Below are 25,151 nucleotides of genomic sequence, written 5' to 3' on the forward strand. Positions count from 1 at the left end.
CACGCTCAGGCGGCCCACTAAAGATTGGACGGCATCGGAAATCCGGACGGATAGCCGCAGGTCGTCTTCTTTATCCCCGGTATCGGCGGTGATAAGCTTCCGGGTGGTGTACACACACACTGTTTTCCCAGCTCGAATGGCGGCTTCTTCAAGTTCCAGGCAGCGGTTAACTTCCTGGGCAAAGGCGGCTTCATCGGCCACTAAGGTAGCGTCCAGCTCGACGAAGACGATATTGGGATTTTCCTTTAAGGCGTCCACCTGTTGGCTGGTTTTTTCGGTGTGGGAGCCTACGACGATGATGCCCCCGTTGTCGGTTTCCTTCACGACCATCTGTTCCCGGGTGAGAAGGGGCTGATCCGTTACCCCGCCCATGACCTTGACGATGGCGGCGGCGGTGCGGAACATAAAGATCTTGCCCTTGGCCATGGCCCGGTACAGGGCCACACAGAATACTTTAATGTCTACGTAATCCACGGCGTTGACGATGATTTTATTAAAGCCCTTAACCGCCATGAGCTGGGCTTCGATTTTATCGTAATCCATGGCCCGGATATCCCCCAGGGCGATACTGGTGACGTCAGCGGCTTTATAGGCCCCTTTGGTTTTTTCTTCGACGTAGTCCTTGATGTCGGACTGGGTGTAGCCAAAGGTTTTATCCTTGGCGAATTCGGTTTCGGCGGCGGGCACCAGTTCCTCGCCATATTTGACGTAATGGATATCGTCGATGGTGAAGCGTCCGCCTTCTTTAAAGAAGGGACAGAGGATTTCCCCGTCAATGGTTTTTCCGGTGTGGGCCTCATAGGCTTCCTTTAAGATGACGGTTTCCAGGGGGTAGTGTCCCCTCAGGGTGGAGTCGCTGCGGCTGATGAAGAGGTAGCCCTTTCCAGTTTCCTTGGCCACTTCGGCCACAACCTGAGCAATTGCCTTATGGGCTGCCTCGGTCTGCTCAGCGGTAAAGCCCCGGGAATTGGTCATGATGTAGAACAGATTGTTTTCTTCTTCAAATCCCTGACGGATGCTGTCCGCATCCCAGGTGGTGTATACCGAAATATCATGGACGGTTTGTACCCCGGTGGGGTCATCATCCAGGACGACGATTTTCTGATGGTTGGCTGCGATTTCCTTCTGCAGAAGGGCATCCACTGCGGCTTCGTCAATGGCGGGATAGCTCTGGAAAATATCTGCTTTGATGGTCATGGTTACTCCTTTTTCGTTAATCCTCTAATATTACTTTTTATTCGATAAACAGATGATGTTGCGGTAATGTATAAATCCTTTTGTTCTGGTCCGCCAAAGGTAAAGTTGGCGGCAACCTGGGGCATAAAGATTCTACCGATGATGTTACCCGTTTCATCGAAGATCTGTATCCCCCCGGGTGCGGAGCAGAATACCATACCAAGGTCATTGATCTTTAAACCGTCTGCACAGCCATCACCATCTGTTTTTAATTTAGCAAATATAGCCCCGCCGGTATAGTTTTCATCCTTGTCCAAATGGTAAACGCGGATACACCCTTCAATGGAATCATTGACGTATAGTCTTTGTTCATCTTTGGATAAACATAATCCATTGGGTTGGGGCAGCGTGTCGTCAATGAGATGGAGTTCTCCCCTTTGGACATCGATTTTATAGACCCCCCGGAAGGATAGCTCCGCAGGTCTGGGGATGCCAACCCGTGGCATCCTCCCGGGTATGGGGTCTGTAAAATAGATGTTCCCTTGGGAATCACAAATAATATCATTGGGGCTATTCAATGCCTTCCCTTTGTACTGGTCTGCCAGAACCTCGTAGGTCCCATCCTTTTTTGTTCGAGAGATCCGGCTGGTACCATGTTCGCAGGTTAACAAATTGCCCTGCCGATCCATTGTGTTTCCATTGGCCAAATAGCTGTTCGGGCGGATCATTTGAACATGACCTGCCTCATCCAACTGATATAATGCGTTTCCCATGATATCGCTAAAAACCAAAATCTGCTTTTCAGCATCCCACACTGGGCCTTCCACAAAGCGAAAACCCGATGCCAGCTCCTCCAGCGGGGTATCTTTATCGAAAACACATCGGAAGGCTTCATCATAAACGGCTATCCCAAAGGGTTCCATTTTACTCACCATAAATTTTTTTGAAATTCTCCACGGTTTTCCGGGCCGTCTGCCCCAAGGTCACCGTATCGGACATCAGCATAAGCAGACTGTACCCTTTCTCGTATTTTTTTTGGGCATCTTCCCAGCTGCCGGCAACCGTGGCCAGGATCTTATCGCTCTTAAAGACCTTATCCTCCACCGTTTTAATGGCCGCCTGTACTTCCGGTGCCCCAGGATTAATGAAATGTCCCATACTGGTGGCTAAATCCATGGGTCCGATAAAGATACCGTCTAACCCTTCAACGCTTAAAATATCGTCTAAATGAGCCACGGCTTCCGGGGTTTCAATGGCCACCATGACAAAGATTTCGTCATTGGCCTTTTTCATATAGTCCCCAGCATTATTGCCGTAGTGGGGCGCCCGGGGACTGCCTGCTACCCCACGAATGCCTTCCGTTGGGTATTTTGTAGCCGCTACGGCCTGAATGGCTTCTTCCTTTGTATTAATATAAGGGACCAGCAGACCATACACCCCGGCATCCAGGATACGCTTAATCTGAACGAAATCATTCCAAGGTGCCCGGCAGAAAGGAACTGCGTCACTGCCCTGCATCCCCTGGAGCTGGGAGATCAGGGTGGGGATATCCCCAGGGCCATGTTCCATATCCACCATGACGACATCAAAGCCCGAATCGGCCAGAATTTCCGCAGTGATATTACTACCGGCCTGAGCCCAGGCACCGGAAAGCTTTTTGCCTTCCTTTAGCTTCTTTTTTGCGCTATTCGTATTTATCATTTTCATAACTCATCCTTATTTGAATACAACGGGTTCGATTCCCAGCGCCTGGCATACCGCTACCAATTGATCGGTATATTCCCCAGCAACACCGGAGATATGGTTCGACCCATACTCGTTGATGAAATCTTCCACTTCACAGGTCATTTTGGCATAGAGCACTGGTAGCTGATGGATGCCCCGGGCCTTGATAAAGGCATCGACCATTTCCTCGGTTGGCCGGATCGCCTCGCAGGGAAGAATCGCCATTTTATACTGGCCATCCACCCGGTATAGTCGGGCAAGCTGCATAGGCCCTTCCTTTGCCGTAAAGCAAGAGATTGCCCCGCCTCCGGGTCGGATGGACTGCTTGATGGTCATGCAGTTCAGATTTTGGCAGGCATCGCAGGAGCGATCGGCATAATGGGCACAGATTCCGCCACAATTGACACAATAAATAATCTTCTGGTCGTCGTCAATATGGCTGACATCGGCAAAGAAGGTGGGGGTCCCCCCGGAAATGATCTTCAGGATTTCCTGGGTCAGGGCCCCATCAGCATCAGCCTCACAGGCCATGGGGATACTTTCCTTTTGGCCCTCCTCCCCATCATAGGTGTCTGCCATGAAGGTTGCCGTCATACACTGGGGTACGGCGTAGGTGGATAAGTCTGGCATACATTTGATGGCGATGAAATCCAGCCCCATTTCCTTGCAAATATCCTTGGTGGCCAGATAACAGCCGATTTGGAATTCAAACTTTTCCTTGGTCAGCTTTTCACTGTAGATGACTTCTTTCGCATTGGTGTGAATCCACTGAATCATTTTCTGGATTCGATCGGGGTCTACTTTCTTGGCCCGCATGAGGATTTCAGATTGATCGATATGTTCACTGTCAATACCGAACTGCTTCCGCCACCCCATGGGATCAAAGGTGGCCGTATCGATCCCAATGGATCGGCCGCCAAATAAACCAAAGACGCTTTTTGCTAATTCTGCTTTTACTTTAAGAGCCGTAAAATAAGGTATCAGCTTCTTTTTAAAGACCTCTGCATCGTAGTCCAGGCGCATTCGCTTATGGTCGTAGCCAATCTGGCTAAGGGCACCACATGCCCCTAAAAGGCCCACACAGCCATGGGTTGACATATCCCGATTTCCAATCATGACGGTTGCCTTTCCCACACGCTGCACCCCCTGAACCACAAGGTTGGGAGATGTCCAGCAGGGTGTATGCCCAATAAGAATATCTACCCCTTGGGCAATGAGGCCATCCGCCTGTTCATTAATCTGCTCCCGAGTCCGGGCAGCATCCTGGTAGAATTTTAAATCGATATCCAATTGCTTCAGGCATTCGATGATTTCACCGTGGTATTTCATGGTGCTTTCGCCAAAAACCTTCTGCCACATATCCTCCCGGTGATCCCCGAAGGTTATCAAACCGACCTTAGCGTTCATGTGCACACTCCTTTTTCATTTTCATATATGCGTCGTACTCATCATCGGTCAGAGTTTTATAGCCGGGTGTCGGGAAGGCCTGGAACCCCCGACCTCCATCGATATAGATGGTTTGTCCAAAGATAAAATTGGAATCCTCGTTAGCCAGGAAAACAGCAAGCCGTCCGCATTCATTGGGGGTTCCAATTCGTCCCTGGGGTGTTCTGGAAATAACGGTGTTAAAGAGCTGAGGGTCCGATCCCACCCGACGCATGAGTTCCGTCTCAATGGGGCCTGGAGCCATGGCATTCACCTTGATGCCGTAGGGGTTAAGGGCAACGGCCTGCACCTTGGTGAACTGGCTGATGGCACCCTTGGATGACGTATAGACCATTTGGGAATCCAGGGCCAGATAGGCATTCACCGAGGACATATTGATGATGGCACCGCCGTCGCCCTGCTTGGCCATCTGCCGGGCGGCCATTTGTCCCCCGAAGAACATCCCTTTAAAATTAATATCCATAATTCGATCGTAGCTCTCTTCGGTGATGTCTAAAAAATGGGTTTTATTGGGATCGTTGATCCCGGCATTGGCCACGTAAATATCCAATCGGCCGAAGGCCTCAACCGCCGCATCCACACTGGCCTGGAGGTCCTTCAGGCTGGACACATCCCCCTGGACAAATTTTACATCCGGCGCAATCTTTTTCAAGGTGGCTGCGGCCTCTTCTCCGGTCGCTTCATCCCGTCCTGTAATGATGACCTTTGCCCCTTCCTTTAAATATTCTTCAGCAATCCCATAGCCGATTCCCTTTGTCCCACCAGTGATGATGGCAACCTTATTTTTTAACTTCATTTTCCACTCCTAAATTTTTAATGCCATCCCCAGCTCGCACTGGATCACTCGCAGTTCGTCCACCAGTTTTTCAGGCAGATCAATTCCATTTTCCTGCCGTCTGACCATGGACTGATATTCCAATTCTCCAGGGATAAGCTGTACCCCTTTGCCATCAGCCATTGGGGTCTCCTTAATCATCTTAACCCAAGTTTTCATTCGATCCTTAAAGACCGCCGACCCCATGAAAAAGTCAGGATTCACCACCGCAAAAAGATGGGAGGTTTGGGACGGATCATCCGGGGATTTGTACATACTGCTTAAATCCTGTAAGAAAGGACCGCCGGTTAATACCCCTGTTAAAATATCGATAAACATGGACAAACCCATCCCCTTGTGCATCCCCATGGGCAACAGCGTCCCCGCAAACCCCAAGGTAGGATCATCGGTGGGTTCCCCCTCTTTCGTCATGGCCCAGGTTGTCGGGATCTTTTCATTTTTTTCTGCCGCCAGAAGAAGCTTGCCCCCAGCCACCGCACTCATGGAAATATCCAACATAAAATCATAGGGCTCACTGAGCGGGGCAGCCAGAGCCAGGGGATTATTCCCCGTCAGTGGCCTTAAATTTCCGGGCATTCCAATATTCGGAATGACATTGGTGGTGGAAATGCCAAGCATTCCCGCTTGGGCAGCCATGGCTGCATAAAGGCCTGCGCCGCCAAAGTGATTGCTGTTTTTAACCCAGGTGACGGCAAAACCATATTTTTTTGCGCCTTCAATGGTTTGCTCCATGGCCTTCTTTCCTGCCAGATAACCGATGGAGGCATCCGCATCCATGAGCATCATCGGTGTGCCTTCCCCTTTAATGACCCGGATATCCGGCTCTGGATTAATGACCTTATTCCGAATCCTTTGGATATAAATCGGTGCCCGTAAAACACCATGGGAATCAATTCCCCATAAATTGGTCTGCACCATATAAGCACTGCAAATCCGGGCATCTTCAGCGGATAATCCAGCTTTTTGATACATCTCTTCAAGGTACGCCTTCAATACCTCAACTTTAATTATTATAGACATGACTTTTACCCCTTTTCTTATTAAAAGTAGTGTATGGAGAACTTTGGTGCCACCCCTAAAGGGATTTCTCCCAAAGTTCTCAGAACATCACTTTTAATCCTTATCGACGGTATGTAATTATTTCAGTTGCCCCTTATCATCGTGATCTTTATCATACTCGATGGCAGCAGTTCCTTCGTATCCCAGAGGATTTCTAAACCCTAAGGGATTGATTCCACAGGGATACTTCGATTTAATCTCTTCAAGCAATTCCACATAGTAATCCACACATTTCCCCACCAGGGCTTCCCCCTTTTCAACACTGGCATGGGTCGGATCGCCAATGACACCATTGTCCAAATCGTCCTTTTCCGGAAGCGCAAAGGTCCCTTCGAAATGATACATCATCCCCGGCATGGCTGCCTGACCCGGTGCAATTTTCCACTTCGAATCCACCAGACCATGTCCGCCACCCTTTTCAGCCAGATCCATATTGAGGTGTTCAGGATACAGATGTAAGGCAACCGAGGTTTCGGCTTCATCGGCATGCCACATGAAATCTTTAAGGACTTCCTTGTTATCCCTCAGGAAATCGTACCAGGTAGACGAAATGGTGAAGTAGCCTTCAATCCCTAATTTATGGACCGCAACGATCATTGAGGATACCTGTCCGTGGGCAGAAATAATGATGAATTTGTTAAACCCGGCAACTGCTGCCCCCCGGACGATATCTTCCAGCAAAGCAATGTGGGTTTCGTATTTCAGAGGGATGGTCCCAGGCATTCCCCAATGATGATGGGGATGGGAGCCATACATGGGTGAGGGCAGGATCATTGCCCCGGTTTTTTCTGCCACCCTTTCTGCAATCCCGATGGCATTAAAGGTATCGGAACCACAAGGACAATGGGGACCATGCTGTTCGATAGCCCCAATGGGCAGGATGGCGATATCACAGACATTTTTGGCATAAGCCTGGTTGACTTGTCCTGAATTTTCGTGGAACCATACAGAATCTCTCTGATTTAATTTGAATTTTGTTTGCATTACCATTTTATTTCCTCCAATATTTTTTTATATTTAAAAACTAAACGGATAATTCTGGTATTTATGAATTGCCTCAAACATCCGCTTAAGGTTTTCCGGCGGAATATCCCGGTTGATATTATGACAGGTCGAGATGATGAAGCCACCGCCTGTCCCCAGGTCCTTCAAGCGTTTTTTGACCTCTTCTTCAATCTCCTCTGGAGTGGAGTTGATGAGTACATTCTGAACATCCATGGCACCATGAAAGGCGATTCGATCTCCATATTTTGCATTTAAAGCCTGGGTATCCTTTAACTCATCCACCGAGGTTTGTACCGGGTTTAGAATATCAACGCCGATTTCAATTAAATCCTCAATGAGTGGCAGCACACTGCCGTCAGTGTGGAAGGATATTCTAATATGGGGTGCCAAAGACTTAATATGTTTAATCAGCCGGGCTTCGTAGGGTTTTACAAACTCTCTGAAATGATTCAGGCTCATCAGCATACTGTTCTGGGCCCCTAAATCATCGGTCAGATACAAGATCTGGCCATATTCCCCCACTTCGTTTAAGTAGACCGTGTACATATCCATATACAGCTGGGTCACTTTTTCCAATAAGGCATGGGAACCTTCAGGGTCGATGATAATATCCATAAAAAACTGCTCATACCCCCGCAGCTCCAAACAGGTTTGGAGCACGCCGCCCTTAATGCCATCGAGACCGATGATATAATCGGTGTTCTCATAAAGTGCCTTCGCCTGCTCCCGAAGACCTTCCACCAGATAGGGATCGCTGGGATTCGGCCACTCCCACTCTGCTAAGGCATCCTCGATTTCCTCGTACGCCTTCATGGGGGATTCAGTCAATGCGTAATAATCGCCATCCTCGGTTTTAAACAGGGAGCCAAAGGTGTTGCGGTAGCTCTTTTCATCGACCTCACGGATATTCGTCCAATTGGGGATGATCCACCGAAAATCAATGCCCCAGGCTTCCAGCAAATCCTCATCACTGACCACACATTGGGACATCCGATCTAAAATACGGATCTGATCCTCTGGGAGTGCCGGCAGGCCCATGGCTTCCCGAATTTTGGGATAACACCATTTATGAATGGATGTAACCTGCTTCCCCTGATCCACCAATACCTTACCGACCTCTTTAAACTGCATGGTCTGTTCAAAAATTTCTCTTCTATTCATTCGGAAGTTCCTTTCTTTACTAAACAGTTATATTTAACAGCTGGGGTAACCATAAGGACAATGGTTCAATATATGTGGTTAACAGCAATGCTACAATCATCACAAGAATCCAGGGCCAAATCGCTTTGCAAATATCATCAAATTTAATATCACTGATCTGACAGGCCATAAAGAGATTCGCCCCAAGGGGTGGGGTTACAAAGCCAATGGAGAGGTTCAATACCATCATCACCCCAAAGTGGGTGGGGTTAACCCCAAGGGCCGTCACCACTGGCAGTAAAATGGGCACCAGCAGAATGATAGCCGAATTGGTTTCAAGGAAGGTTCCTACCAGCAGTAATAATGCATTAATGCACAGTAAGACCAAAATCTTATTCTGGGTAATGCTCAGAATGAAATTTGCAATATGGACAGGTACCTGAGTAAAGGTTAGCAGCCGACCAAATCCTGAGGAAATTCCGATGATGACAAGCACGGCAGCACACATCAGCACCGCATTGTACCCAATACTTGGCAATTGGCTGATTTTAACCTCCTTGTAGACAAAGACACTCACAAAGATGCCGTAGATACAGGCTACCGCAGCGGCCTCTGTCGGCGTAAATATACCTCCGTAGATCCCTCCCAGAATAATCACTGGAATAAGCAGCGCGGGGATGGCATCCCTCACGATTGCCAACTTTTCCTTGCTCGTATACGTGATGCTTTCCCCTTTATAGCCATGCTTCCTGGAATAATAATAGCAGTAGATTGACAGGACAACGCCCACGAGAATCCCAGGGATGATCCCTGCAGTAAACATCCCCGTCACCGATGTATTTGCCGCCACCGCGTACACCACCATGCATAGACTTGGGGGAATCATAACCCCTACCGTTCCGGCGGAGGAAACCAATGCCCCAGCAAAGTTCTTGTCATAATCTTTGGCCACCATCGCCGGAATCATAATAGAACCAATAGCGGCCACGGTTGCCGATCCAGTCCCAGAGATTGCGGCAAAGAACAGGCAGGTCACGATGGATACAATGCCCAGGCCGCCTGTCCCTTTTCCAAAGAGAAGGCTCACTACCTTGAGCAATCGCTTGGATATGCCGCCCTTTCCCATAATGTCTCCTGCGAAGGTAAAAAGCGGTACTGCCATTAATGGGAATGAATTGAGCCCCTGAATCATGCTCTGGGTGAATACCTCCATACTGATTGGCTGGAGGATAAGGATAGTTGTAACTGCCGAAAGACCAAGTGATACGCCAATGGGCACCGATAACAATAGGAAAATAATAAAACTACCGAATAATACGAGTGTTGTTGACATCCGTTACTCCCCCTTTTCCTCGTGATGACCCAGTGCGATTTGCTCTGCCTCACTCTCTTCGAGGTGTTCCCACTCACTCTCATCCCCAGATTCAAAACAAATCTTTCTGGAATTCAAGTGTTTCCCATTTATATTTTCAAATACTTCAATGGGGACATCCAGATGTCTCAGGCGCCATACAATATTCTGAATCAATCGGATTGACATAAGAAGCAGCCCTACGACTCCGGCCATATAAATGACATTCAGCCCCACATCCATGGCTACCAGGCGGTCATTGTAAAGGGTTGCTTCCCCGACGATGTTACACGCCGACACCAAGGTCCTCAGCGTGAACGCCAGGAACAGAAAATCCGTTATCATCAGAATGACTTTTTGTACCTTTTCCGGTGTTTTGTTCACCAAAAATGACACCCTGATATGCCGTTGATTCCGCGTTGCATAGCTGATGGCAAAATACATCAACCAGACAAAGATAATCCGTGATAACTCCTCTCCCCAGGAAAGTCCAAGGCCTAAGAAATACCTCAGGCCGACCTGCACCACAATTAAAATGGTCATAATGTAAAACAGTGCCGACATCAGAATTGGCTCAAAATTAACATCAAGCCAAGATAAACCTTTTTTAATCATCTCCACTACCCCCTTTGTGTAATGTAGGACTTCTTATTCCGCAGTGTGCCGTTCCTTCTCCACTTCCTCCATCACCATGTCGTACACATCCTGTCCACATTTATCAATGATTTGCCTACTGACCGCTTCGTTCATTGTTTGTGTCATTTCTGCTCTTGCCTCCAATGGTACTTCATTCACAATAGTCCCTGATGCCTTAATTAATTCAAGATTCTTCTTTTCTGCCCGATCCGCTTCTTCCCGCTGATCATGAATCGCTTTTTTTGATGCATCCATAACAATGCCCCGATCCTCCTCAGAAAGAGAATCCATAAAATCTTGATTGGCATACCACAGCCAATTGGTGTAGATGTGCTGGGTCAGAGACCAGTAGTTTTGTGTCTCGTTGAATTTCGCACTATAGAAACTTTCTGTCGTACATTCCTGACCATCGATGAGTCCCTGCTGAAGGGATGTAAACACCTCATTCCAGGATAAAGAGGAAAGATTGGCACCCAGTGCCTCCCAGGCCTTTATCTGAACAGAATTATACCCGCGCATCTTCAATCCTTTGACATCCTCCTTTGTATTGATCGGACGTTTGCTATTGGAAAAATTCCGGAAGCCGATTTCCATATATCCAATTCCCTCAAGGTTTTCCGCTTCCAGGTATTCCATCATTTTCTGTCCGGCTTTCCCGTCAAGGACTCGGTGAGCATGCGCTTTATCATCAAAGAGTCCAAACACCTCCCACACCGCCAGTTCCGGCATATTCTGAATGAGCAGGCTCGTGGCGGCAAAGCTCATTTGAATATCTCCCCGCCGGGTTTGTTCCATGGTATCCTGGATGCTCCCCATCTGGCCCCCGGGATAAATTTCTACCTTAATTCGCCCTCCAGACTGGGCTTCCACTTCTTTTTTAAAACCCTCAATGGCTTTATGGCCTGGTGTTTGTACACTATTGTCATGGGCGATTTTAATCATAATCGGATCTTCCACTGTCCCATTTTTTATCCCCGTTTCTTTTTTCTGACCACACCCGGTGAACATTATGGATGCTATACAAAATAATATCAGCATCAAGCAAATTATTCTCTTCATCATACTCTCCTCTTAAATTCGAAACGCAATATTTGAACGGTTGTTAATTCTGGGTAACATTCTATTCCTCCATTTTCCAACATACACCCTTTAAAAGCGAACCTTTTGAACCCATTTTTCCAGAGTATTAGCCTATTTATTTCCCCTCTAGCCGATCCTCCTTCATTGATTTATGTTTACATTATAAACCCATCCAAACAAATGGTCTTTTCAATTATTGCTTGAGATATTTCAAATATTGCTATATTATATAAACAGAACGATCAAGGAGGACAACCTCGTGAATGTAACATTCTCTGAATATGAATCCATGGATTTCACCTACGCCCATAACCTCTCTGAGGAACCCACCCTTGAATCCATTAATCACATTGAAATTCATTCTTTCTATGAAATCAACTTCTTTATCTCTGGTGATGTCACTTATTTCATTGAAGGCCATGAGTACAAACCACAAAAAAACCAATTCTTAATTATCAATAACAAGGAGCTTCACAAACCTGAATTTCATTCGTCCAAACCCTATGAACGCATTGTTTTATACTTTAACCCGAAGCTCCTCTATCAATACCAAACCCCAACCTTTAATCTGCTCTACTGCTTTGAACGGCGCAAACTGGGAAAACGCAATCTCATCGCACCAACAGACCCAGAAGAACTCCTCCGTTTTTTTCAAAGATTTGAGCACTATATTAAAAGTGATCTTCCCGAAAGAGAACTCATGCTTCGGTTGCTTTTTTTAGAATTTATCATTCTCCTGAACAACCTTTATTCCAAGGATCAGGACCACCCCATCCAGGTCCATCCCATTAAATCAGACCCCCTGTGTGAGGCCATCATCGCCCATCTTAACGAAAACCTGACGGAGAACATCACCTTAGAAGAGTTATCTGCCCAGTTTTTCACCAATAAATACTCATTATGCCGAACCTTTAAAAAGGGAACGGGATTCACCGTGATCGAATATCTAACCTACAAACGCATTATGTTGGCAAAGGAATTCCTTTCCGAGGGTGTCAGTATAACCGACACCTGTTATAATGTCGGCTTTAATAATTATTCCAATTTCTATAAAGCCTTTAAAACAGCCGTCGGTGTCTCTCCCAGAAAATTCATCGATGCTATTGCAAAACCAAATATCACAAAGGAGTCTCCATGAATATCCTATCCATCGACAATCTTAAAAAATCCTACGGGGTGAAAACCCTTTTTGAAAATATCAGCTTCACCATTGAGGATGACGATAAAACCGGCGTCATCGGCATCAACGGTACAGGCAAATCCTCCATGCTGCGCATTATCGCAGGACTGGATACCCCCGACGCCGGCGACGTGACCGTCTTTGGCAGCAAGCGTGTGGAGTATCTGGCCCAAACCCCGGATTTAGATCCGGGCATTACTGTCCTTGATCAAGTTTTCCAGGCCAATACGCCAGAGACTAATTTAGTCCGGGATTATGAACAAGCCACCGCTGCCCTGTCCCAAAATTCAGAGGACACGGCACTTCAGAAGCGGGTCCTGGCCCTGGGGGATCAGCTGGATGCCCAGGGGCTGTGGAATTTAGAATCCCAGATTCAGACCATCCTTACCCAGCTGGGGATTTCCGATTTTGATAAGCGCATTGCCGAGCTGTCCGGCGGCCAGCGCAAACGGGTGGCCATGGCCTCGGTCCTCTTAGCCCCCTGCGATCTCCTCATCCTGGACGAACCCACCAACCACCTGGACAACGAAACCATCGCCTGGCTGGAAACCTTTCTGCAAAACCGTAAGGGTGCTCTACTCATGGTCACCCATGATCGTTATTTCCTGGATCGGGTGGTCACCAAAACCCTGGAGCTGGATAAGGGCCACCTCTATGACTACCCGGGGAATTACTCGGAGTTCGTAGAAAAGAAAGCCGAGCGCTACGCCTTTGAAAGCGCCATGGAGCAAAAGCGTCAAAATCTCTATCGCAGAGAATTGGCCTGGATGCGCCGGGGCGCCCGGGCCCGGACCACCAAGCAGAAGGCCAGAATCCAGCGCTTTGAAATCCTGGAGCAAAGCGGCCTCAATTTATCCGAGGAGTCCCTGGCGCTGGATGTGGCCTTCACCCGTCTGGGCCGACAGGTGGTGGAGCTTCACCACTTAAACAAAAGCTTTGCCGGGGCCCCGGTGGTCTCAGATTTTTCCGCCATCCTGGGCTCTGATGAACGCATCGGCATTGTGGGGCGTAATGGCCGGGGAAAATCTACCCTTTTAAATCTTATTGCCGGCCGTCTCACCCCCGATTCCGGCACCGTTACCCTAGGGGAAACCGTTAAACTAGGGTATTTTTCCCAGGAATCCGAGGATATGGACATTAACCTCCGAGCCATCGAATACATTCGGGAGGGGGCCGAAATGGTGGAAACCGCCTCTGGGGAAACCATTACCGCCGCCCAGATGATGGAGCGCTTCCTCTTTGACCGGTATGCCCAGTGGGTGCGCATCTCTGAAATGTCCGGGGGCGAGCGCCGTCGACTTTACCTCCTGCGCATCCTCATGGCCGCCCCCAATGTCCTCCTACTGGATGAACCCACCAACGATTTGGATATCGACACCCTGAAGGTCTTGGAAAACTATCTGGATGGCTTTAAAGGCAGCGTCCTTACCGTATCCCATGATCGCTATTTTCTGGACCGGGTGTGCGACACCATCTATGGCTTTGAAGCCCAGGGCAGGATCATCGTTCAAACAGGGAATTACACGGACTATGCGGCCAAGCACACCGAGTCTCAAAAATACGAGGCCCCCACAGCCCCCAAAACATCAAAACCCAAGGCAGCCCCCACTGACAAACCCCGACGTCTAACCTATAAAGAGCAGCAGGAATACGCCACCATGGATACCGATATGGCCGCCATGGAATCCGAGATCGATGCCATCGATGCCGAGCTGGCCGTCCCCACCCAGGATTATACCCACCTCCAGGAATTAACCGAAAAAAAAGAAGCGCTGGAAGAAGCGCTTCTGGATAAGATGGAGAAAAAAGAATTGTACGATGAAATTGTAGCGGGGAGGAAAAAGCAATAAGTTTTATTTTTTAATGTTTATGCCTTCTTCCATGCCTGTCCAACACCATCCGCCCGAAGCACTGCCTCCACTAAAATCTCAGGGCTGGTCGGCACCGTCTCCGCGGCAATGTGTTTGGTGGTACAGGCCTTCTGGGCTGCCTGCATCAGGCTAGGGGTATCCTCAGGCGAAAGGCCGATTTCTGCCAGGGTAATGGGCAGGCCCAGGGTGCTGGAAAAGGTCAGCACCTCTTCGATGGTCTCCCGGGGCCAATCCTCCAAAACCAGCTGGCAGAGGGTGCCAAAGGCTACAATTTCCCCATGGGTACTATTCTGGCAGCCCGGCAGGGCCGAAAAGCCAGCATTCAGGGAATGAGCCCCAGCACAACCCGCAGACTCCACGCCAATCCCCGAAAGCAGGGTGTTTACTTCGATGATATTCTCCACCGCCTCGGTTAATCGCCCAGCCTTGACATCGGCTTTGGCCTGAATCCCATCGGCCATGAGCCGGGTATAGCACAGTTCCGACAGCGCCATGGCCGCCAGGGGGGTCTGATAGCCATCCCCCACCCGATTCTTCGTATTGGAATCCACGTGGGCCTTGGCTTCAAAATAAGTGGACAGGGCATCCCCCATCCCCGAAACAAACAGCCGCACCGGAGATTGTGCAATGATTTCAGAATCCACCAGCACTAAATCAGGATTGCGTTTGTAATAGATACTCCCGGCATGTTCTCCGGACTCCGTATAGGTCGCCGTCAAGGCACTGGTGGGCGCGTCAGTGGATACGATGGTGGGGACCGTCACAATGGCCGCCCCGATCTGAATCCCCACGTATTTGGCGGCATCCATGGCCTTTCCCCCACCAATACCCACAACAACATCATAGCCCTTTCCCGCAGCCAGGGCCGTGAGTCGCTCAAGCTCTGCCATGCTGGTTTCTCCCCCAAATTTTTCACAGGTGACCCTTTCCCCTGCTTTTTCATACATCGCCACTAGATCTCTGGATAACTTATCATAAAAGGATGGGGTAATAATCGCAAAAATCGCTTTTCCAAGATCCCGGGTGTACATCTCTAAGTTTTTTAGCTCCCCTGGCCCCTGGATATACTTGGGTGGACAGGCAAAGGCCCGTGTTTTTGTGTCCATTGCTGTACGCCTCCTATCAATTGTTTTTTTATTATAATTATAGCATATTCTTTGTTATAATAGAGTTATCGAATTGTCTTTTGTCCAGGAGTTCCACCTATGAACCCTCTATCTTCTTTGTCTATTATTATCTGCACCTGCTTTTGCATCGGCGCAGGACGCTTTTTCTTTTCAGAAAGGCGGGACCTTTTAAATAAAATGGCTGCCGCCGTCCTTTTAAGTCTGGGATGGTGGTCTTTTTGTAATGCTTTTTTCTATGCATCCCCCAATGCAGAAAGCGCCTTTTTCTGGCATCGCTTTGCCGCCATTGGCTGGTGCGGCTTCGTTTCGCTCACGGCCTATTATTTCTATGTCCTCACAAACCCCGAGCACGCTCCCATGGCAGGGTGGAAGCGGGTATTGTTTTTTACTCCAGGCCTTCTTTTAATCCTAAAAAATCTGCTTGGCCCCACCACCTCCCTGGCCCTTTCTGTTATTCCTTCAATGTCTGGCCTGGGATGGACCTATCCCAACAGTCTGACATCCTTTTGGCTCTGGGCCTTCCTGGGCTATGTCCTGATTTATTTTAGTTATGCTTTTTATCTTTTACACCTCTGGGCAAGAAACGTCCACCACCGGATGAAAAAGCGATTGGCCTACACCTTTATCCTTTTGGATACCCTCACCATCGCCATCGGCGTCATCACCGATGTCATTCTGCCCCTAACGGTCCCGGTGTTACCTTCTTTGGCCAGTATTGCCACTGCTTTTTTCGGCCTTGGATATTTTGGGATCATCTATCGCTATGATCTTTTCAACATCGATTTAATTATCTCCCCAGATACGATTTTACAAACCAGCAATAACCCTATTTTCGTCATTGATGAAAAGACTGAGATTTTAAAATGCAACGATGCGGCCGGATGTCTTTTAGGTTACGATGCTCCGCTGCTCCTGGGCTACCATCTTTCTCGTTTTTTGAGAACCCCATCGATTTAAAAGCCCTCAGTCTAAAACCCAAGGATTCTGATGTTGAAGCGGTTATTCTTTGCCCGGACCAGGGGGTTAAAAACATTTATCTCTCCGTTGCTGTCGCCAAGGACCGGCACCATGACTTTCTCTGCTATATCATCTCCTGCAAAGATGTCACCCGGCAAAAGCAAGCCCAGGCCGCCCTGGCCATTCAGCAGACACGCTATAAAAAGCTGGCCCGGGAATATCAGCGTCTGGCCTATTATGATCCTCTGACTGGCCTGTATAACCGCCGACGTTTTTTCGATAAACTAAAAGGGTTTGAATCTGCCTATGCAACGACCCAATTTGATTTTGCCGTCCTTTTCATGGATTTAGACAATTTTAAGGCTGCCAATGATCACTATGGTCATCAATTCGGGGATACACTCCTAACAGTCGGAGCCTCCAAGCTCCAGGCCCACACCAGGGGAACGGACTGTCTGGCCCGTATTGGTGGCGATGAATTCTGTCTGCTCTTACCTTTTCGAAACACCGCGGCCCTTGACCATAGAATCTCGGATATTCGGGCTGAGTTTGACAAAAGTTTTCTGATGGACGGAAAGGCCTATGTTTTAGGCATTTCCATCGGCTACGCCATCTATTCTCAAGCCAAAGATATTCCCCATCTAATGCAGCTTGCCGACGAAGCCATGTACCGGGATAAGGCACGTAAGCTGCATCATCAATCGGAATGAGGGGATTAAAAAAGCCAGCCCATAGCTGGCTTTTTTAATCCCTTTACAATCGATAGGTAGGGTTGGGAAAGCCTGGTCGGAAGGCTTCCACCAAGTAATTCCCTGTATCTAAGGCAAATTCCCCCTTGATGTCCCCCAGGGCTGCTTCTGTTTCGGCCCTAAGGATCTCAGGGTCTACCGCCGCCCGAAGGTTGATGGTCAGCTTGCCCCCAGAAATACCTTCTGTAAGGGCCTTGTCCAGATTCACCATGGACTGGATACTGGTACAGCTCAGCTTAGCGCTGTCCCCATCTCCTTCCAGAAAAAGCTTAAGATGCCCGATTTCCCCCTGGTGATCCGCAACACTTTCCTTCAGAATCTGTCCCAGCGTCTGAAGGAGGCGGTTGCCATCAAAGGCGCGTCCCCCATGAAGGGTGACCTGGGCATTCAGCCAGCCCATTTCGGCCTCAGCATCACCATAGGTTTGGTACTCCACCGCAATCTTTCTTGTACTGGCCCCCTGGACCTCTTCCCCGGTGACCGCAGATAACCATTCCTTCAGACCCTCCCCAGTTGTTGCCGAGATTTCCAAAACCCGGCCATGGGGATAATTTCCCTTCAAAAAGTCCAAAAGCACCTCTTTCCTTGCATCATCAAGGGTATCGATCTTATTGAGAACGATAAAATCTGCCTCCTCCATCTGTTTTGCCATAATATAATAGACTCCTTCGGAAAAAACGGAGGTATCCTTTGCCATAAACTGGGCCAACCGGGCGGGCTCTACCAATACCGACAGCGGCAGCACGGCAATGTCTCCCGCCTTTCCCGCCTTAGAGGGCTTCATAATGGTGGCCACCAAATCGGTACAGCTGCCCACCGGCTCCGCCAGCACAAAATCCTTTGTCGCCATGGCTCCCACCTTTTCTGCAAATCCCGGATAGTTGCAGCAGAAGCAGCTTCCCGTTAGTTCCGCCACGTCCAAGGCCTGACTCTTAACGTACTGGGTATCCACCAAAAAATCCGTTTGATCATTGGTAATCAGCCCCACGGTTTTATCCTGGGCCTTAATCCGTTCTGCCAGCTGCATCATGGCGGTAGTCTTCCCCGCCCCTAAAAATCCACCGATGACCATTAATTGTACACATTTCATAACCATGCTCCTTTTTCTTTTTCATTCCATCTTACCGATACTGTTAAACCTGGGCCAATTCTTCGCACAGCTCCCGAATCCGATTCTGGTATTCCTCCAGGGTCTCCCGCCAATTGCCCAGGCAATGCCGTCCTTCCGGGGTAATGCTGTAACGCCGCTCCCGTCCCGCCTCACTGGATTCAATCAGACCCCGCTCCGCCATTTGTTTTAAATAGCGATAGACTCCCGTAGGGTCCGGGCTCTGCCCCTCAAAGGTGGCATAGCTCCCAATTTTCTTAATAATGGCATACCCGTTGATTTCACTTTCCTGCTTTAGGATGGACAGGATAATGGGCTGGATAAAGCGCTCCAGATTTTTTCCCTGACAGGATTTACATTGCTGGATCATCATGGACTTCCTCCTGACTCATATAATATCCCCCTTTTGCTACTAGACTACATCTACTATTAGACTATATCTAAATTATAGGAGCAGGACCGCCCCGTGTCAAGGGAAAAATATGCCCCCCTCGCACTTCCATAAAAAAAGCGGCACAGACCAAAAGGTCTGTGCCACTTTTTTGGGGGTTGTCTCTTTATTCTCTTCTATTCTCCGAATACGGCAATATAATCTTTTCGAAATTTCTCGATGCCCTGATCCGTCAAAGGATGCTTGAGCATGGCTTCAATGACCGAAAGGGGTACGGTACAGATATCCGCTCCCAAAGCGGCACATTCTAGTACATGAACAGGATTGCGCACACTGGCGGCGATGATTTCTGTGGTGATGCCCTGAACGGCAAAAATATCGGTGATTTTTTCAATGAGGTCAATCCCCGGTGAAGCAATATCATCCAACCGTCCAAGGAAGGGTGACACGTAGGCGGCACCGGCCATGGCGGCCAGAAGTGCTTGCCCCGCAGAGAAAATCAGTGTCATATTCACCGGGATATTCTCCTCGGCTAAGGTCTTACAAGCCTTTAACCCTTCACCAGTCATGGGGATTTTAACCACCATATTCGGATGAATCTTAGCAATTTCCCGTCCCTCTGCAATCATTCCTTGGGCATCGGTGGTGGTGGCTTTGACCTCACCACTAATGGGTCCATCTACAATGGCTGCAATTTCGGCAATCACTTCACCAAAATCCCGTCCTTCTTTTGCGATGAGGGAGGGGTTAGTGGTGACGCCACAAATCACACCCATATCATTGGCCCGCCTTATATCCTCGACGTTGGCAGTGTCTAAGAAAAATTTCATGCGATCATCCTCCTGTGGATTTTTAAATCCTTTATAAATTCAAAATTTCTGCAAAATTATCCTTCAGCTGTGGATACAGCTTGTCAAAAGCGGCGTAGGTGGCATCGTATTTTGCCCGCATGGCCGGGTTGGGATCGTAGTTTTCGGCCCGCATCTTAATGATTTTATCACAGGCATCCTGGACATTGGGGTACATCCCTGTTCCCACGGAAGCCAGAATGGCGGCCCCCAGGGCTGCGGCATTCTCGGAATTCATGTCCGGCAGGCAAACGGGCATATCGTAGATGTCTGCCATGAGCTGACGCCAGAAGCGGCTCTTGGAGCCACCGCCGCACATCCGCATAATAGCGGGTTCGATTCCGGATTCACGCACTGCGGTCAACACATCCCGGAGGGCATAGGTAATGCCTTCCATGACGGCCCGGGTTAAGTCCCCCTTCGTGTGGGTGACGGACAAACCGACGAAGCCAGCCCGGCACTGTAAATCAAAGTGGGGGGATTGTTCCCCGGTGAGGTATGGCATATAAATCAGGTTATTGGCACCAGCGGCTGAAGCCATGGCATCCTTATTGATCTGTTCGTATTCTATATCGTCGCTATAGAACATATTCCGATACCATTTCAGGGAATTACCGGCAGAATTGACGCTTCCCATAAAATGCCAGGCATCCGGCACGGCCATACAGAAGGTATATACCCGGGCCTTTTCATCCATCATGGGCTTGTCGGCATAAGCAAAGACAGTCCCTGAGGTCCCGATGGTGGTCATGGCACGGCCCGGAGCAACCACACCGGTCCCCACGGCACCAGCAGCGTTATCCCCGGCACCCCCAACTACGACGGTTTTTTCAGAGAGGCCCAGCAGTGCCGCTACATCCTTGGTGATGGTTCCGGTAACCTCCGGTGATTCGTAGACCTTCCCCAGCATGGATTCCTTGATATCCAGGGCATCTAAGATAAAGGGAGACCAGCAGCGATTCCGAACGTCCAAGAGCTGCATGGCAGAAGCATCGGAAACTTCGGTGGCGTATTCCCCGGTGAGGCGATAGCGCAGATAATCCTTGGGCAACAGGATATGGGCAGTTTGCGCATAGATTTCCGGCTCGTTTTCCTTGACCCATTGAATCTTAGCGGCGGTGAGGCCTGGCCGAACGGGGTTACAGTTGATTTCCATCATCTTGGCATCCGTCACAATTCGGCGAACGGATTCACAGGACTCTGTGGTCCGGGCATCGTTCCATAAAATCGCCCGGCGCAGGGGATTCCCTGCGGCATCTAACATAACGGCCCCCATCATCTGGCCGGACATCCCGATGCCCTTGATGGCTTCGGTGGGGACTCCGGATTCCTCGATGACGTAGCGCATGGTGGCAATGGCTGCCGAATACCAATCCTCGGGGTCCTGTTCGGACCAACCATTGTGGGGCTGGTATACCGGGTACTCCTGGGCCATCTGGGCGATTTCTTTCCCATTTTGATCAAACAATACGGTTTTAACGCTGCCTGTTCCTAAATCCAATCCAATTAAATATTCCATAATATTCCTCCCTCAAAATTAAAATTTATGAATTTTTGTTTGCCGTAACACACCATACCCGGGCTTCCCCAAACCTAGGGTATCTTCCAAATTTATTTTTTATCCCGGGTTGTGGTTTGGAAGTCACTCCAAGGTATATTCACTTTTTCTCCCTCGTTGAGGAGCTTATCCACATGGAGAAGTAGCGGGAATTCCGAAGCATCAATTTTACCGGCTTCAGCCATGGCCTTCACAGCACTGGCGGTGCGGGTGGCGATGACCACGGCTTCCAGGGTCTGTCCTGCTAATTTCTCGGTGATTTCCTTCATGGACAGCCCTTCCCCGAGGTATTGGCCGACGCTTCGGCTTCGACCCCCGGCCACGGTCACGTCCAGGTCTCCGGCGGCATACATAATCATCTTATGGGTTCCCCCGACGATTTCCAAAAGAGCATCCATTTCTTTGACACTTTGCTGGAAGAGGGCCGCTTTAGAATTCACATGGGCGATACCATCATCCCCACATAAGTTTTTCAGACCAATGGCCAGGGCCGTTCCCAGGGCATAGCCATTTTTCAGGGCAACAGCTGCTTCCAGTCCAACAATATCATCGGTTAAACTAATATGGTAATAATCCGTTTGGAAGAGTGCCCGGATTTCTGCCAGCTTTTTAAGATCCCGGCCGCAATAGCCCACAAAGGAGTGATCGTGATCCGAGAGATCCCGGGCAGTACAGGGTCCGCCAATGGCATAAATTTCTAAAGTCGAATGCTCTGGCAACCGTTCTTCCCAATACTCTGGATAGACCTGGAGGGTACCGTTAGGATAATTGATCATTCCCTTGGTCACCGAAATCATGGGAATGCCCTCTGGAATAATGGGGATAATGGCTTCTAAAAACCAATCCACCCCAAAGCTGGAGACGCCGCAGACCACCAAATCACACCCATCAAGGGCGGTCTCTACCTCATCCACCTTGTAATAATGAATGCCGTGATGGAGGGTTCGGGTTAAATTAATATGAAAATCATCCTCCCGAAGGCCATCGATAACGGCATCATCCAGGGGTGACCCCACCAGTCTGACCTCATGCCCATTTTCAAAAAGGGGAAAGGTCAGTGCTGAGGCCATTTGACCAGAACCAACTAAGGTAACAATGCTCATTTCACTCACTCCTTGTGTTTTTTCTTTGATACGGGCATTGTACGTTGATTTTTAAACAAAGTCAATAGAATGAGTGCAACTTTTCCATTATTTCGAGATTATTCTTAATATGTTTGGGAATAATTTCACTTTCTAAAAATTATGATCTTTTTTTGCACTTTTTTTTGCCTTGACACCCGACAGCATCCCACATATAATAGAATTAAAATTTCATCAGTAGTTTTTTATGGGAATTTTCCCACATCAAGGAGCCGTTTATGGATCAGAAAAAAATCAATCAAATCCTTCGTATTTCAAAATTATATTATGAATTGGACTTGGGGCAAGTCGAAATCGCTGCTAAGGAGGGCATCAGTAAATCCACCGTAAGCCGTTTACTGAAGGCCGGAAAGGATATGGGACTTGTAGAAGTCCGAATCAAAGAGCCCATGCTCTCCTTCGGAGATTTAGAAGCGCAACTCCTCTCCCAGTTTCCGCTGAAGCGGGTGACCATCGTCCCGGATTTCGTGAACAACCCCCAAATCCTCCTTCGGGATGTCTGTACAGCCCTGGCGGAAGACCTTCCCCGATATTTAGATGATGATTGTACCTTGGGCGTTGCCTGGGGGAGTACCCTGGAAATGCTGTCCACTCTTTTAATTCCCATTAAACGCCGGGGCATCTCTGTGATCCAGCTTTCCGGGGGCTATTCCCGGGCCATCCACGAATCCAGTGCCTTGGAAATTCTTAAAAATTTTGCCGGCAGTGTGGATGGTACCGCCTATGTGATCCCCGCCCCTGCCATGGTAGATGCTCCTTTTATCGCAGAGGCCATTAAGCAGGATTCCCAGGTGAAGCGCATCCTTAAAATGGCCGAACATTGCCAGACCGCCGTCTTTTCTGTGGGTAATTTAGCCCGACCCTCTGTTATTTATGAAATGGGATTACTCACGGATGCCCAATATCGGGATATGGAATCCAGAGGCTGTATTGGGGATGTCTGCTCCCATTTCATCAATGCCCAGGGAGATATTTTCGACCACACCCTGGACGACCGTGTGGTTGGAGCCTCCTTAGATACCATCCGGGCCATTCCCAATAAGCTGCTTTTAGCCAGCGGCGTCGTCAAGGCCCGGGTCATTTGCGCCGCACTGCGCGGCAGCCTCGTCGATAGTCTTTATATCGACGCACCCACCGCCATGGAGGTCCTCAAGCATCGTTGATTTTTTATAATGATTCAATAAATTATCTTTAGAGAATCGTAATTTAACCCTTTTCAACCTTTTGTTTTCCTTAAGCATATGGTAATATATGAATGAATAGATGTTTTTCGATTCCTAAAGCCCAAAGGAGAAGTTTTCATGAAACGATTCATTTCCCTGACGCTCGCCCTCATCAGTCTGATTGTTCTGACCTCTGGCTGTGGACAAAGTGCGAAGAAAGTTGCACTAGACCCACAAAATCCGACTAAGATTACGATCTGGCATTAATACAACGGTGCCCAACAGCAAGCCTTTGCCAATGCCATCGCCGAGTTTAATGCGGGCGAAGGCGCCAAGCAGGGCATTCAAGTCAGTGAATCGACCCAGGGTACTGTTTCTGATTTAGAGAAAAGCGTTATGGATGCCGCTCAAAAGAAAGTCGGTGCCCCCCAAATGCCCAATATATTTGCCGCTTATTCTGACACCGCCTATGAACTGGATCAAATGGGGACCGTGGCCGATTTATCCCCCTACTTTACCGAAAAGGAACGCCAGGCCTATATTGAGGAGGGCGATTTTTTCAACAACGGCAGCCTTAAGATCTTCCCGGTTGCCAAATCCACGGAAATTTTAAGCATCAACGAAACCGATTGGCAAAAATTTGCTGATGCTACCGGGGCTTCTAAAGATGAGCTCAAAGCCATTGAGGGGATTACCAAAACAGCAAAAGCCTACTATGAATGGACGAACGCCAAAACCCCGGATATCCCCAATGATGGCAAAGCCTTTTTTGGACGGGATGCCTTTGCCAATTATATGATCATTGGCTCCCGACAATTGGGGACAGAAATCTTCAATGCTCAAAATGGACAATGTACCTTAAATTTTGACAAGGCCGTCATGCGCAAACTTTGGGATAATTACTACCTTCCCATGGTCGCTGGATGGTTTGATGAAGAAAACCGCTTCCGCAGTGATGACATCAAAACCGGGCGCATTATCGCCTGCGTCGGCTCCTCTTCCAGCGCCAGCTTCCTCCCCAGTCAGTGCATCCTTTCTGATACCGAAAGCTACCCCATCACGATGACGTCCACCGTTGCCCCCCAGTTTGAAGGAGGCAAAGCCTACGCTGTCCAGCAGGGTGCGGGAATGGTCGTCACCGAAGCTGACGAAAAAGAGGTCTATGCCTCTGTGCAATTTCTCAAATGGTTCACGCAACCTCAGCAAAACGCAACTTTTTCCGTTGAGTCTGGTTATCTCCCCGTCACTAAAGAGGCCAGTACCGAGTCCTATCTTGCCTCCGTCATGACTGATTCCGGAACCAAAGAAAAGGTGGTGGACGCACTCAATTCAGCTGCCAAGACCACGGAGAATAATGAAATGTATACAAATAAAGCCTTTAAGAATGGTGGTACTGCCAGAAGCATCCTCGAACATACCCTGCCCCAAAAGGCCGAAGCTGATCGTAAAGCCTTACTTGAAATGGTGTCAAACGGCACAGATTACAACACCGCATTGGCTCAATTAAATACGGATGCAAATTTTGATGCCTGGTATAAGGATACCCTCAGCCAATTGGAGACGGTTCTCACCCAAGAATAAATAATCCATGGACCATTTGTATT

The 25,151-nt window shown here is 48.7% G+C and carries 24 protein-coding genes; 7 read left to right on the forward strand and 17 right to left on the reverse strand.

The features are described from left to right. From BLW33_RS06410 to BLW33_RS06460, 11 genes are all read right to left on the reverse strand, one after another. Positions 1 to 1,197 (reverse strand): four-carbon acid sugar kinase family protein (locus BLW33_RS06410; RefSeq protein ID WP_090306601.1); only part of this gene is annotated, 1,197 nt, incomplete at its 3' end. Between the two features lie 2 nt (positions 1,198 to 1,199). Beyond that, positions 1,200 to 2,099, reverse strand: coding sequence for an SMP-30/gluconolactonase/LRE family protein (locus tag BLW33_RS06415; RefSeq protein WP_207647807.1), 900 nt, complete (start codon positions 2,097 to 2,099; stop codon positions 1,200 to 1,202). 1 nt (position 2,100) lies between these two features. Then, a complete protein-coding gene (locus BLW33_RS06420) occupies positions 2,101 to 2,883 on the reverse strand; it encodes an HpcH/HpaI aldolase family protein (protein WP_090306605.1) in 783 nt (260 codons plus the stop codon). A gap of 9 nt (positions 2,884 to 2,892) precedes the next feature. Beyond that, a complete protein-coding gene (locus BLW33_RS06425) occupies positions 2,893 to 4,308 on the reverse strand; it encodes an L-fucose/L-arabinose isomerase family protein (protein ID WP_090306607.1) in 1,416 nt (471 codons plus the stop codon). After that, positions 4,298 to 5,143: an SDR family NAD(P)-dependent oxidoreductase gene (locus tag BLW33_RS06430; protein ID WP_090306610.1), complete on the reverse strand. Its 846-nt coding sequence runs from the start codon at positions 5,141 to 5,143 to the stop codon at positions 4,298 to 4,300. Before BLW33_RS06430 ends, BLW33_RS06425 begins: the two co-directional genes overlap by 11 nt. Positions 5,144 to 5,152: 9 nt before the next feature. Next, the gene (locus tag BLW33_RS06435; protein ID WP_090306613.1) at positions 5,153 to 6,202 is read right to left on the reverse strand and encodes an Ldh family oxidoreductase; all 1,050 of its coding nucleotides are present in this window, start codon (positions 6,200 to 6,202) and stop codon (positions 5,153 to 5,155) included. Between the two features lie 117 nt (positions 6,203 to 6,319). Next, positions 6,320 to 7,231, reverse strand: coding sequence for a creatininase family protein (locus BLW33_RS06440; RefSeq protein ID WP_090306615.1), 912 nt, complete (start codon positions 7,229 to 7,231; stop codon positions 6,320 to 6,322). Positions 7,232 to 7,258: 27 nt separating this feature from the next. Next, positions 7,259 to 8,407: a uroporphyrinogen decarboxylase family protein gene (locus BLW33_RS06445; RefSeq protein ID WP_090306619.1), complete on the reverse strand. Its 1,149-nt coding sequence runs from the start codon at positions 8,405 to 8,407 to the stop codon at positions 7,259 to 7,261. A 19-nt stretch (positions 8,408 to 8,426) separates the two neighbouring features. After that, positions 8,427 to 9,719, reverse strand: a complete 1,293-nt coding sequence (locus tag BLW33_RS06450; protein ID WP_090306621.1) for a TRAP transporter large permease — start codon at positions 9,717 to 9,719, stop codon at positions 8,427 to 8,429. Positions 9,720 to 9,722: 3 nt separating this feature from the next. Continuing rightward, the gene (locus tag BLW33_RS06455) at positions 9,723 to 10,352 is read right to left on the reverse strand and encodes a TRAP transporter small permease (RefSeq protein WP_090306624.1); all 630 of its coding nucleotides are present in this window, start codon (positions 10,350 to 10,352) and stop codon (positions 9,723 to 9,725) included. 33 nt (positions 10,353 to 10,385) lie between these two features. Then, the gene (locus tag BLW33_RS06460; RefSeq protein WP_242911612.1) at positions 10,386 to 11,381 is read right to left on the reverse strand and encodes a TRAP transporter substrate-binding protein; all 996 of its coding nucleotides are present in this window, start codon (positions 11,379 to 11,381) and stop codon (positions 10,386 to 10,388) included. Positions 11,382 to 11,712: 331 nt separating this feature from the next. Here BLW33_RS06460 and BLW33_RS06465 point away from each other — a divergent pair, with 331 nt between their 5' ends. Both BLW33_RS06465 and BLW33_RS06470 read left to right on the forward strand, forming a co-directional pair. After that, the gene (locus tag BLW33_RS06465; protein WP_090306629.1) at positions 11,713 to 12,591 is read left to right on the forward strand and encodes an AraC family transcriptional regulator; all 879 of its coding nucleotides are present in this window, start codon (positions 11,713 to 11,715) and stop codon (positions 12,589 to 12,591) included. Beyond that, positions 12,588 to 14,483, forward strand: coding sequence for an ABC-F family ATP-binding cassette domain-containing protein (locus BLW33_RS06470; RefSeq protein ID WP_090306631.1), 1,896 nt, complete (start codon positions 12,588 to 12,590; stop codon positions 14,481 to 14,483). Before BLW33_RS06465 ends, BLW33_RS06470 begins: the two co-directional genes overlap by 4 nt. 17 nt (positions 14,484 to 14,500) lie before the next feature. On the opposite strand, the gene BLW33_RS06475 is transcribed toward BLW33_RS06470, so the two are convergent. Continuing rightward, a complete protein-coding gene (locus tag BLW33_RS06475; RefSeq protein WP_090306632.1) occupies positions 14,501 to 15,610 on the reverse strand; it encodes a glycerol dehydrogenase in 1,110 nt (369 codons plus the stop codon). A 99-nt stretch (positions 15,611 to 15,709) separates the two neighbouring features. Between BLW33_RS06475 and BLW33_RS06480 the strand changes: the two genes are divergently transcribed. Together BLW33_RS06480 and BLW33_RS06485 are read left to right on the forward strand one after the other, a co-directional pair. Further along, the gene (locus BLW33_RS06480; protein WP_090306635.1) at positions 15,710 to 16,588 is read left to right on the forward strand and encodes a PAS domain-containing protein; all 879 of its coding nucleotides are present in this window, start codon (positions 15,710 to 15,712) and stop codon (positions 16,586 to 16,588) included. Then, the gene (locus BLW33_RS06485) at positions 16,513 to 17,298 is read left to right on the forward strand and encodes a GGDEF domain-containing protein (RefSeq protein WP_176966648.1); all 786 of its coding nucleotides are present in this window, start codon (positions 16,513 to 16,515) and stop codon (positions 17,296 to 17,298) included. The genes BLW33_RS06480 and BLW33_RS06485 overlap by 76 nt, the downstream gene beginning before the upstream one ends. Before the next feature lie 43 nt (positions 17,299 to 17,341). Here BLW33_RS06485 and BLW33_RS06490 read toward each other — a convergent pair whose 3' ends face one another. The 5 genes from BLW33_RS06490 to BLW33_RS06510 all read right to left on the reverse strand — a co-directional run bounded on the left by BLW33_RS06490 (position 17,342) and on the right by BLW33_RS06510 (position 22,345). Continuing rightward, positions 17,342 to 18,427 (reverse strand): GTP-binding protein, encoded by a 1,086-nt coding sequence (locus tag BLW33_RS06490; RefSeq protein WP_176966649.1) that lies wholly within the window; start codon positions 18,425 to 18,427, stop codon positions 17,342 to 17,344. A gap of 43 nt (positions 18,428 to 18,470) precedes the next feature. After that, a complete protein-coding gene (locus BLW33_RS06495) occupies positions 18,471 to 18,818 on the reverse strand; it encodes a PadR family transcriptional regulator (protein WP_090306642.1) in 348 nt (115 codons plus the stop codon). 194 nt (positions 18,819 to 19,012) lie between these two features. Then, a complete protein-coding gene (gene fsa, locus BLW33_RS06500) occupies positions 19,013 to 19,666 on the reverse strand; it encodes a fructose-6-phosphate aldolase (protein ID WP_090306644.1) in 654 nt (217 codons plus the stop codon). A 31-nt stretch (positions 19,667 to 19,697) separates the two neighbouring features. Beyond that, complete coding sequence (xylB, locus tag BLW33_RS06505; RefSeq protein WP_090306648.1) at positions 19,698 to 21,203, reverse strand: xylulokinase; 1,506 nt, start codon at positions 21,201 to 21,203, stop codon at positions 19,698 to 19,700. Positions 21,204 to 21,295: 92 nt separating this feature from the next. After that, positions 21,296 to 22,345, reverse strand: a complete 1,050-nt coding sequence (locus tag BLW33_RS06510) for a glycerol-3-phosphate dehydrogenase (RefSeq protein ID WP_090306651.1) — start codon at positions 22,343 to 22,345, stop codon at positions 21,296 to 21,298. Positions 22,346 to 22,602: 257 nt separating this feature from the next. Between BLW33_RS06510 and BLW33_RS06515 the strand changes: the two genes are divergently transcribed. The 3 genes from BLW33_RS06515 to BLW33_RS06520 all read left to right on the forward strand — a co-directional run bounded on the left by BLW33_RS06515 (position 22,603) and on the right by BLW33_RS06520 (position 25,128). Further along, positions 22,603 to 23,547 carry a sugar-binding transcriptional regulator gene (locus BLW33_RS06515; protein WP_090306652.1) on the forward strand — a complete coding sequence of 315 codons (945 nt, stop codon included), beginning with the start codon at positions 22,603 to 22,605 and terminating at the stop codon, positions 23,545 to 23,547. 138 nt (positions 23,548 to 23,685) lie between these two features. Next, positions 23,686 to 23,814 (forward strand): hypothetical protein, encoded by a 129-nt coding sequence (locus BLW33_RS14505; protein WP_323400727.1) that lies wholly within the window; start codon positions 23,686 to 23,688, stop codon positions 23,812 to 23,814. A 36-nt stretch (positions 23,815 to 23,850) separates the two neighbouring features. Further along, on the forward strand, positions 23,851 to 25,128 hold the full coding sequence (locus BLW33_RS06520) for an extracellular solute-binding protein (protein ID WP_341456150.1): 1,278 nt from the start codon (positions 23,851 to 23,853) through the stop codon (positions 25,126 to 25,128). Positions 25,129 to 25,151 lie beyond the last annotated feature (23 nt).

This window comes from Eubacterium aggregans (genome assembly GCF_900107815.1).
GTDB lineage: Bacteria > Bacillota > Clostridia > Eubacteriales > Eubacteriaceae > Eubacterium_O > Eubacterium_O aggregans.

Coding starts and splice junctions, on each gene's coding strand:
- BLW33_RS06490 (WP_176966649.1), bottom strand. CDS start 18,427: ATGAAATGTGTACAATTAATGGTCATCGGTGGATTTTTAGGGGCGGGG.
- BLW33_RS06515 (WP_090306652.1), top strand. CDS start 22,603: ATGGATCAGAAAAAAATCAATCAAATCCTTCGTATTTCAAAATTATAT.
- BLW33_RS06510 (WP_090306651.1), bottom strand. CDS start 22,345: ATGAGCATTGTTACCTTAGTTGGTTCTGGTCAAATGGCCTCAGCACTG.
- BLW33_RS06480 (WP_090306635.1), top strand. CDS start 15,710: ATGAACCCTCTATCTTCTTTGTCTATTATTATCTGCACCTGCTTTTGC.
- fsa (WP_090306644.1), bottom strand. CDS start 19,666: ATGAAATTTTTCTTAGACACTGCCAACGTCGAGGATATAAGGCGGGCC.
- BLW33_RS06470 (WP_090306631.1), top strand. CDS start 12,588: ATGAATATCCTATCCATCGACAATCTTAAAAAATCCTACGGGGTGAAA.
- BLW33_RS06430 (WP_090306610.1), bottom strand. CDS start 5,143: ATGAAGTTAAAAAATAAGGTTGCCATCATCACTGGTGGGACAAAGGGA.
- BLW33_RS06420 (WP_090306605.1), bottom strand. CDS start 2,883: ATGAAAATGATAAATACGAATAGCGCAAAAAAGAAGCTAAAGGAAGGC.
- BLW33_RS06425 (WP_090306607.1), bottom strand. CDS start 4,308: ATGAACGCTAAGGTCGGTTTGATAACCTTCGGGGATCACCGGGAGGAT.
- BLW33_RS14505 (WP_323400727.1), top strand. CDS start 23,686: ATGAAACGATTCATTTCCCTGACGCTCGCCCTCATCAGTCTGATTGTT.
- BLW33_RS06450 (WP_090306621.1), bottom strand. CDS start 9,719: ATGTCAACAACACTCGTATTATTCGGTAGTTTTATTATTTTCCTATTG.
- BLW33_RS06460 (WP_242911612.1), bottom strand. CDS start 11,381: ATGTTCACCGGGTGTGGTCAGAAAAAAGAAACGGGGATAAAAAATGGG.
- BLW33_RS06495 (WP_090306642.1), bottom strand. CDS start 18,818: ATGATGATCCAGCAATGTAAATCCTGTCAGGGAAAAAATCTGGAGCGC.
- xylB (WP_090306648.1), bottom strand. CDS start 21,203: ATGGAATATTTAATTGGATTGGATTTAGGAACAGGCAGCGTTAAAACC.
- BLW33_RS06475 (WP_090306632.1), bottom strand. CDS start 15,610: ATGGACACAAAAACACGGGCCTTTGCCTGTCCACCCAAGTATATCCAG.
- BLW33_RS06435 (WP_090306613.1), bottom strand. CDS start 6,202: ATGTCTATAATAATTAAAGTTGAGGTATTGAAGGCGTACCTTGAAGAG.
- BLW33_RS06415 (WP_207647807.1), bottom strand. CDS start 2,099: ATGGAACCCTTTGGGATAGCCGTTTATGATGAAGCCTTCCGATGTGTT.
- BLW33_RS06455 (WP_090306624.1), bottom strand. CDS start 10,352: ATGATTAAAAAAGGTTTATCTTGGCTTGATGTTAATTTTGAGCCAATT.
- BLW33_RS06485 (WP_176966648.1), top strand. CDS start 16,513: ATGTCTTTTAGGTTACGATGCTCCGCTGCTCCTGGGCTACCATCTTTC.
- BLW33_RS06440 (WP_090306615.1), bottom strand. CDS start 7,231: ATGGTAATGCAAACAAAATTCAAATTAAATCAGAGAGATTCTGTATGG.
- BLW33_RS06445 (WP_090306619.1), bottom strand. CDS start 8,407: ATGAATAGAAGAGAAATTTTTGAACAGACCATGCAGTTTAAAGAGGTC.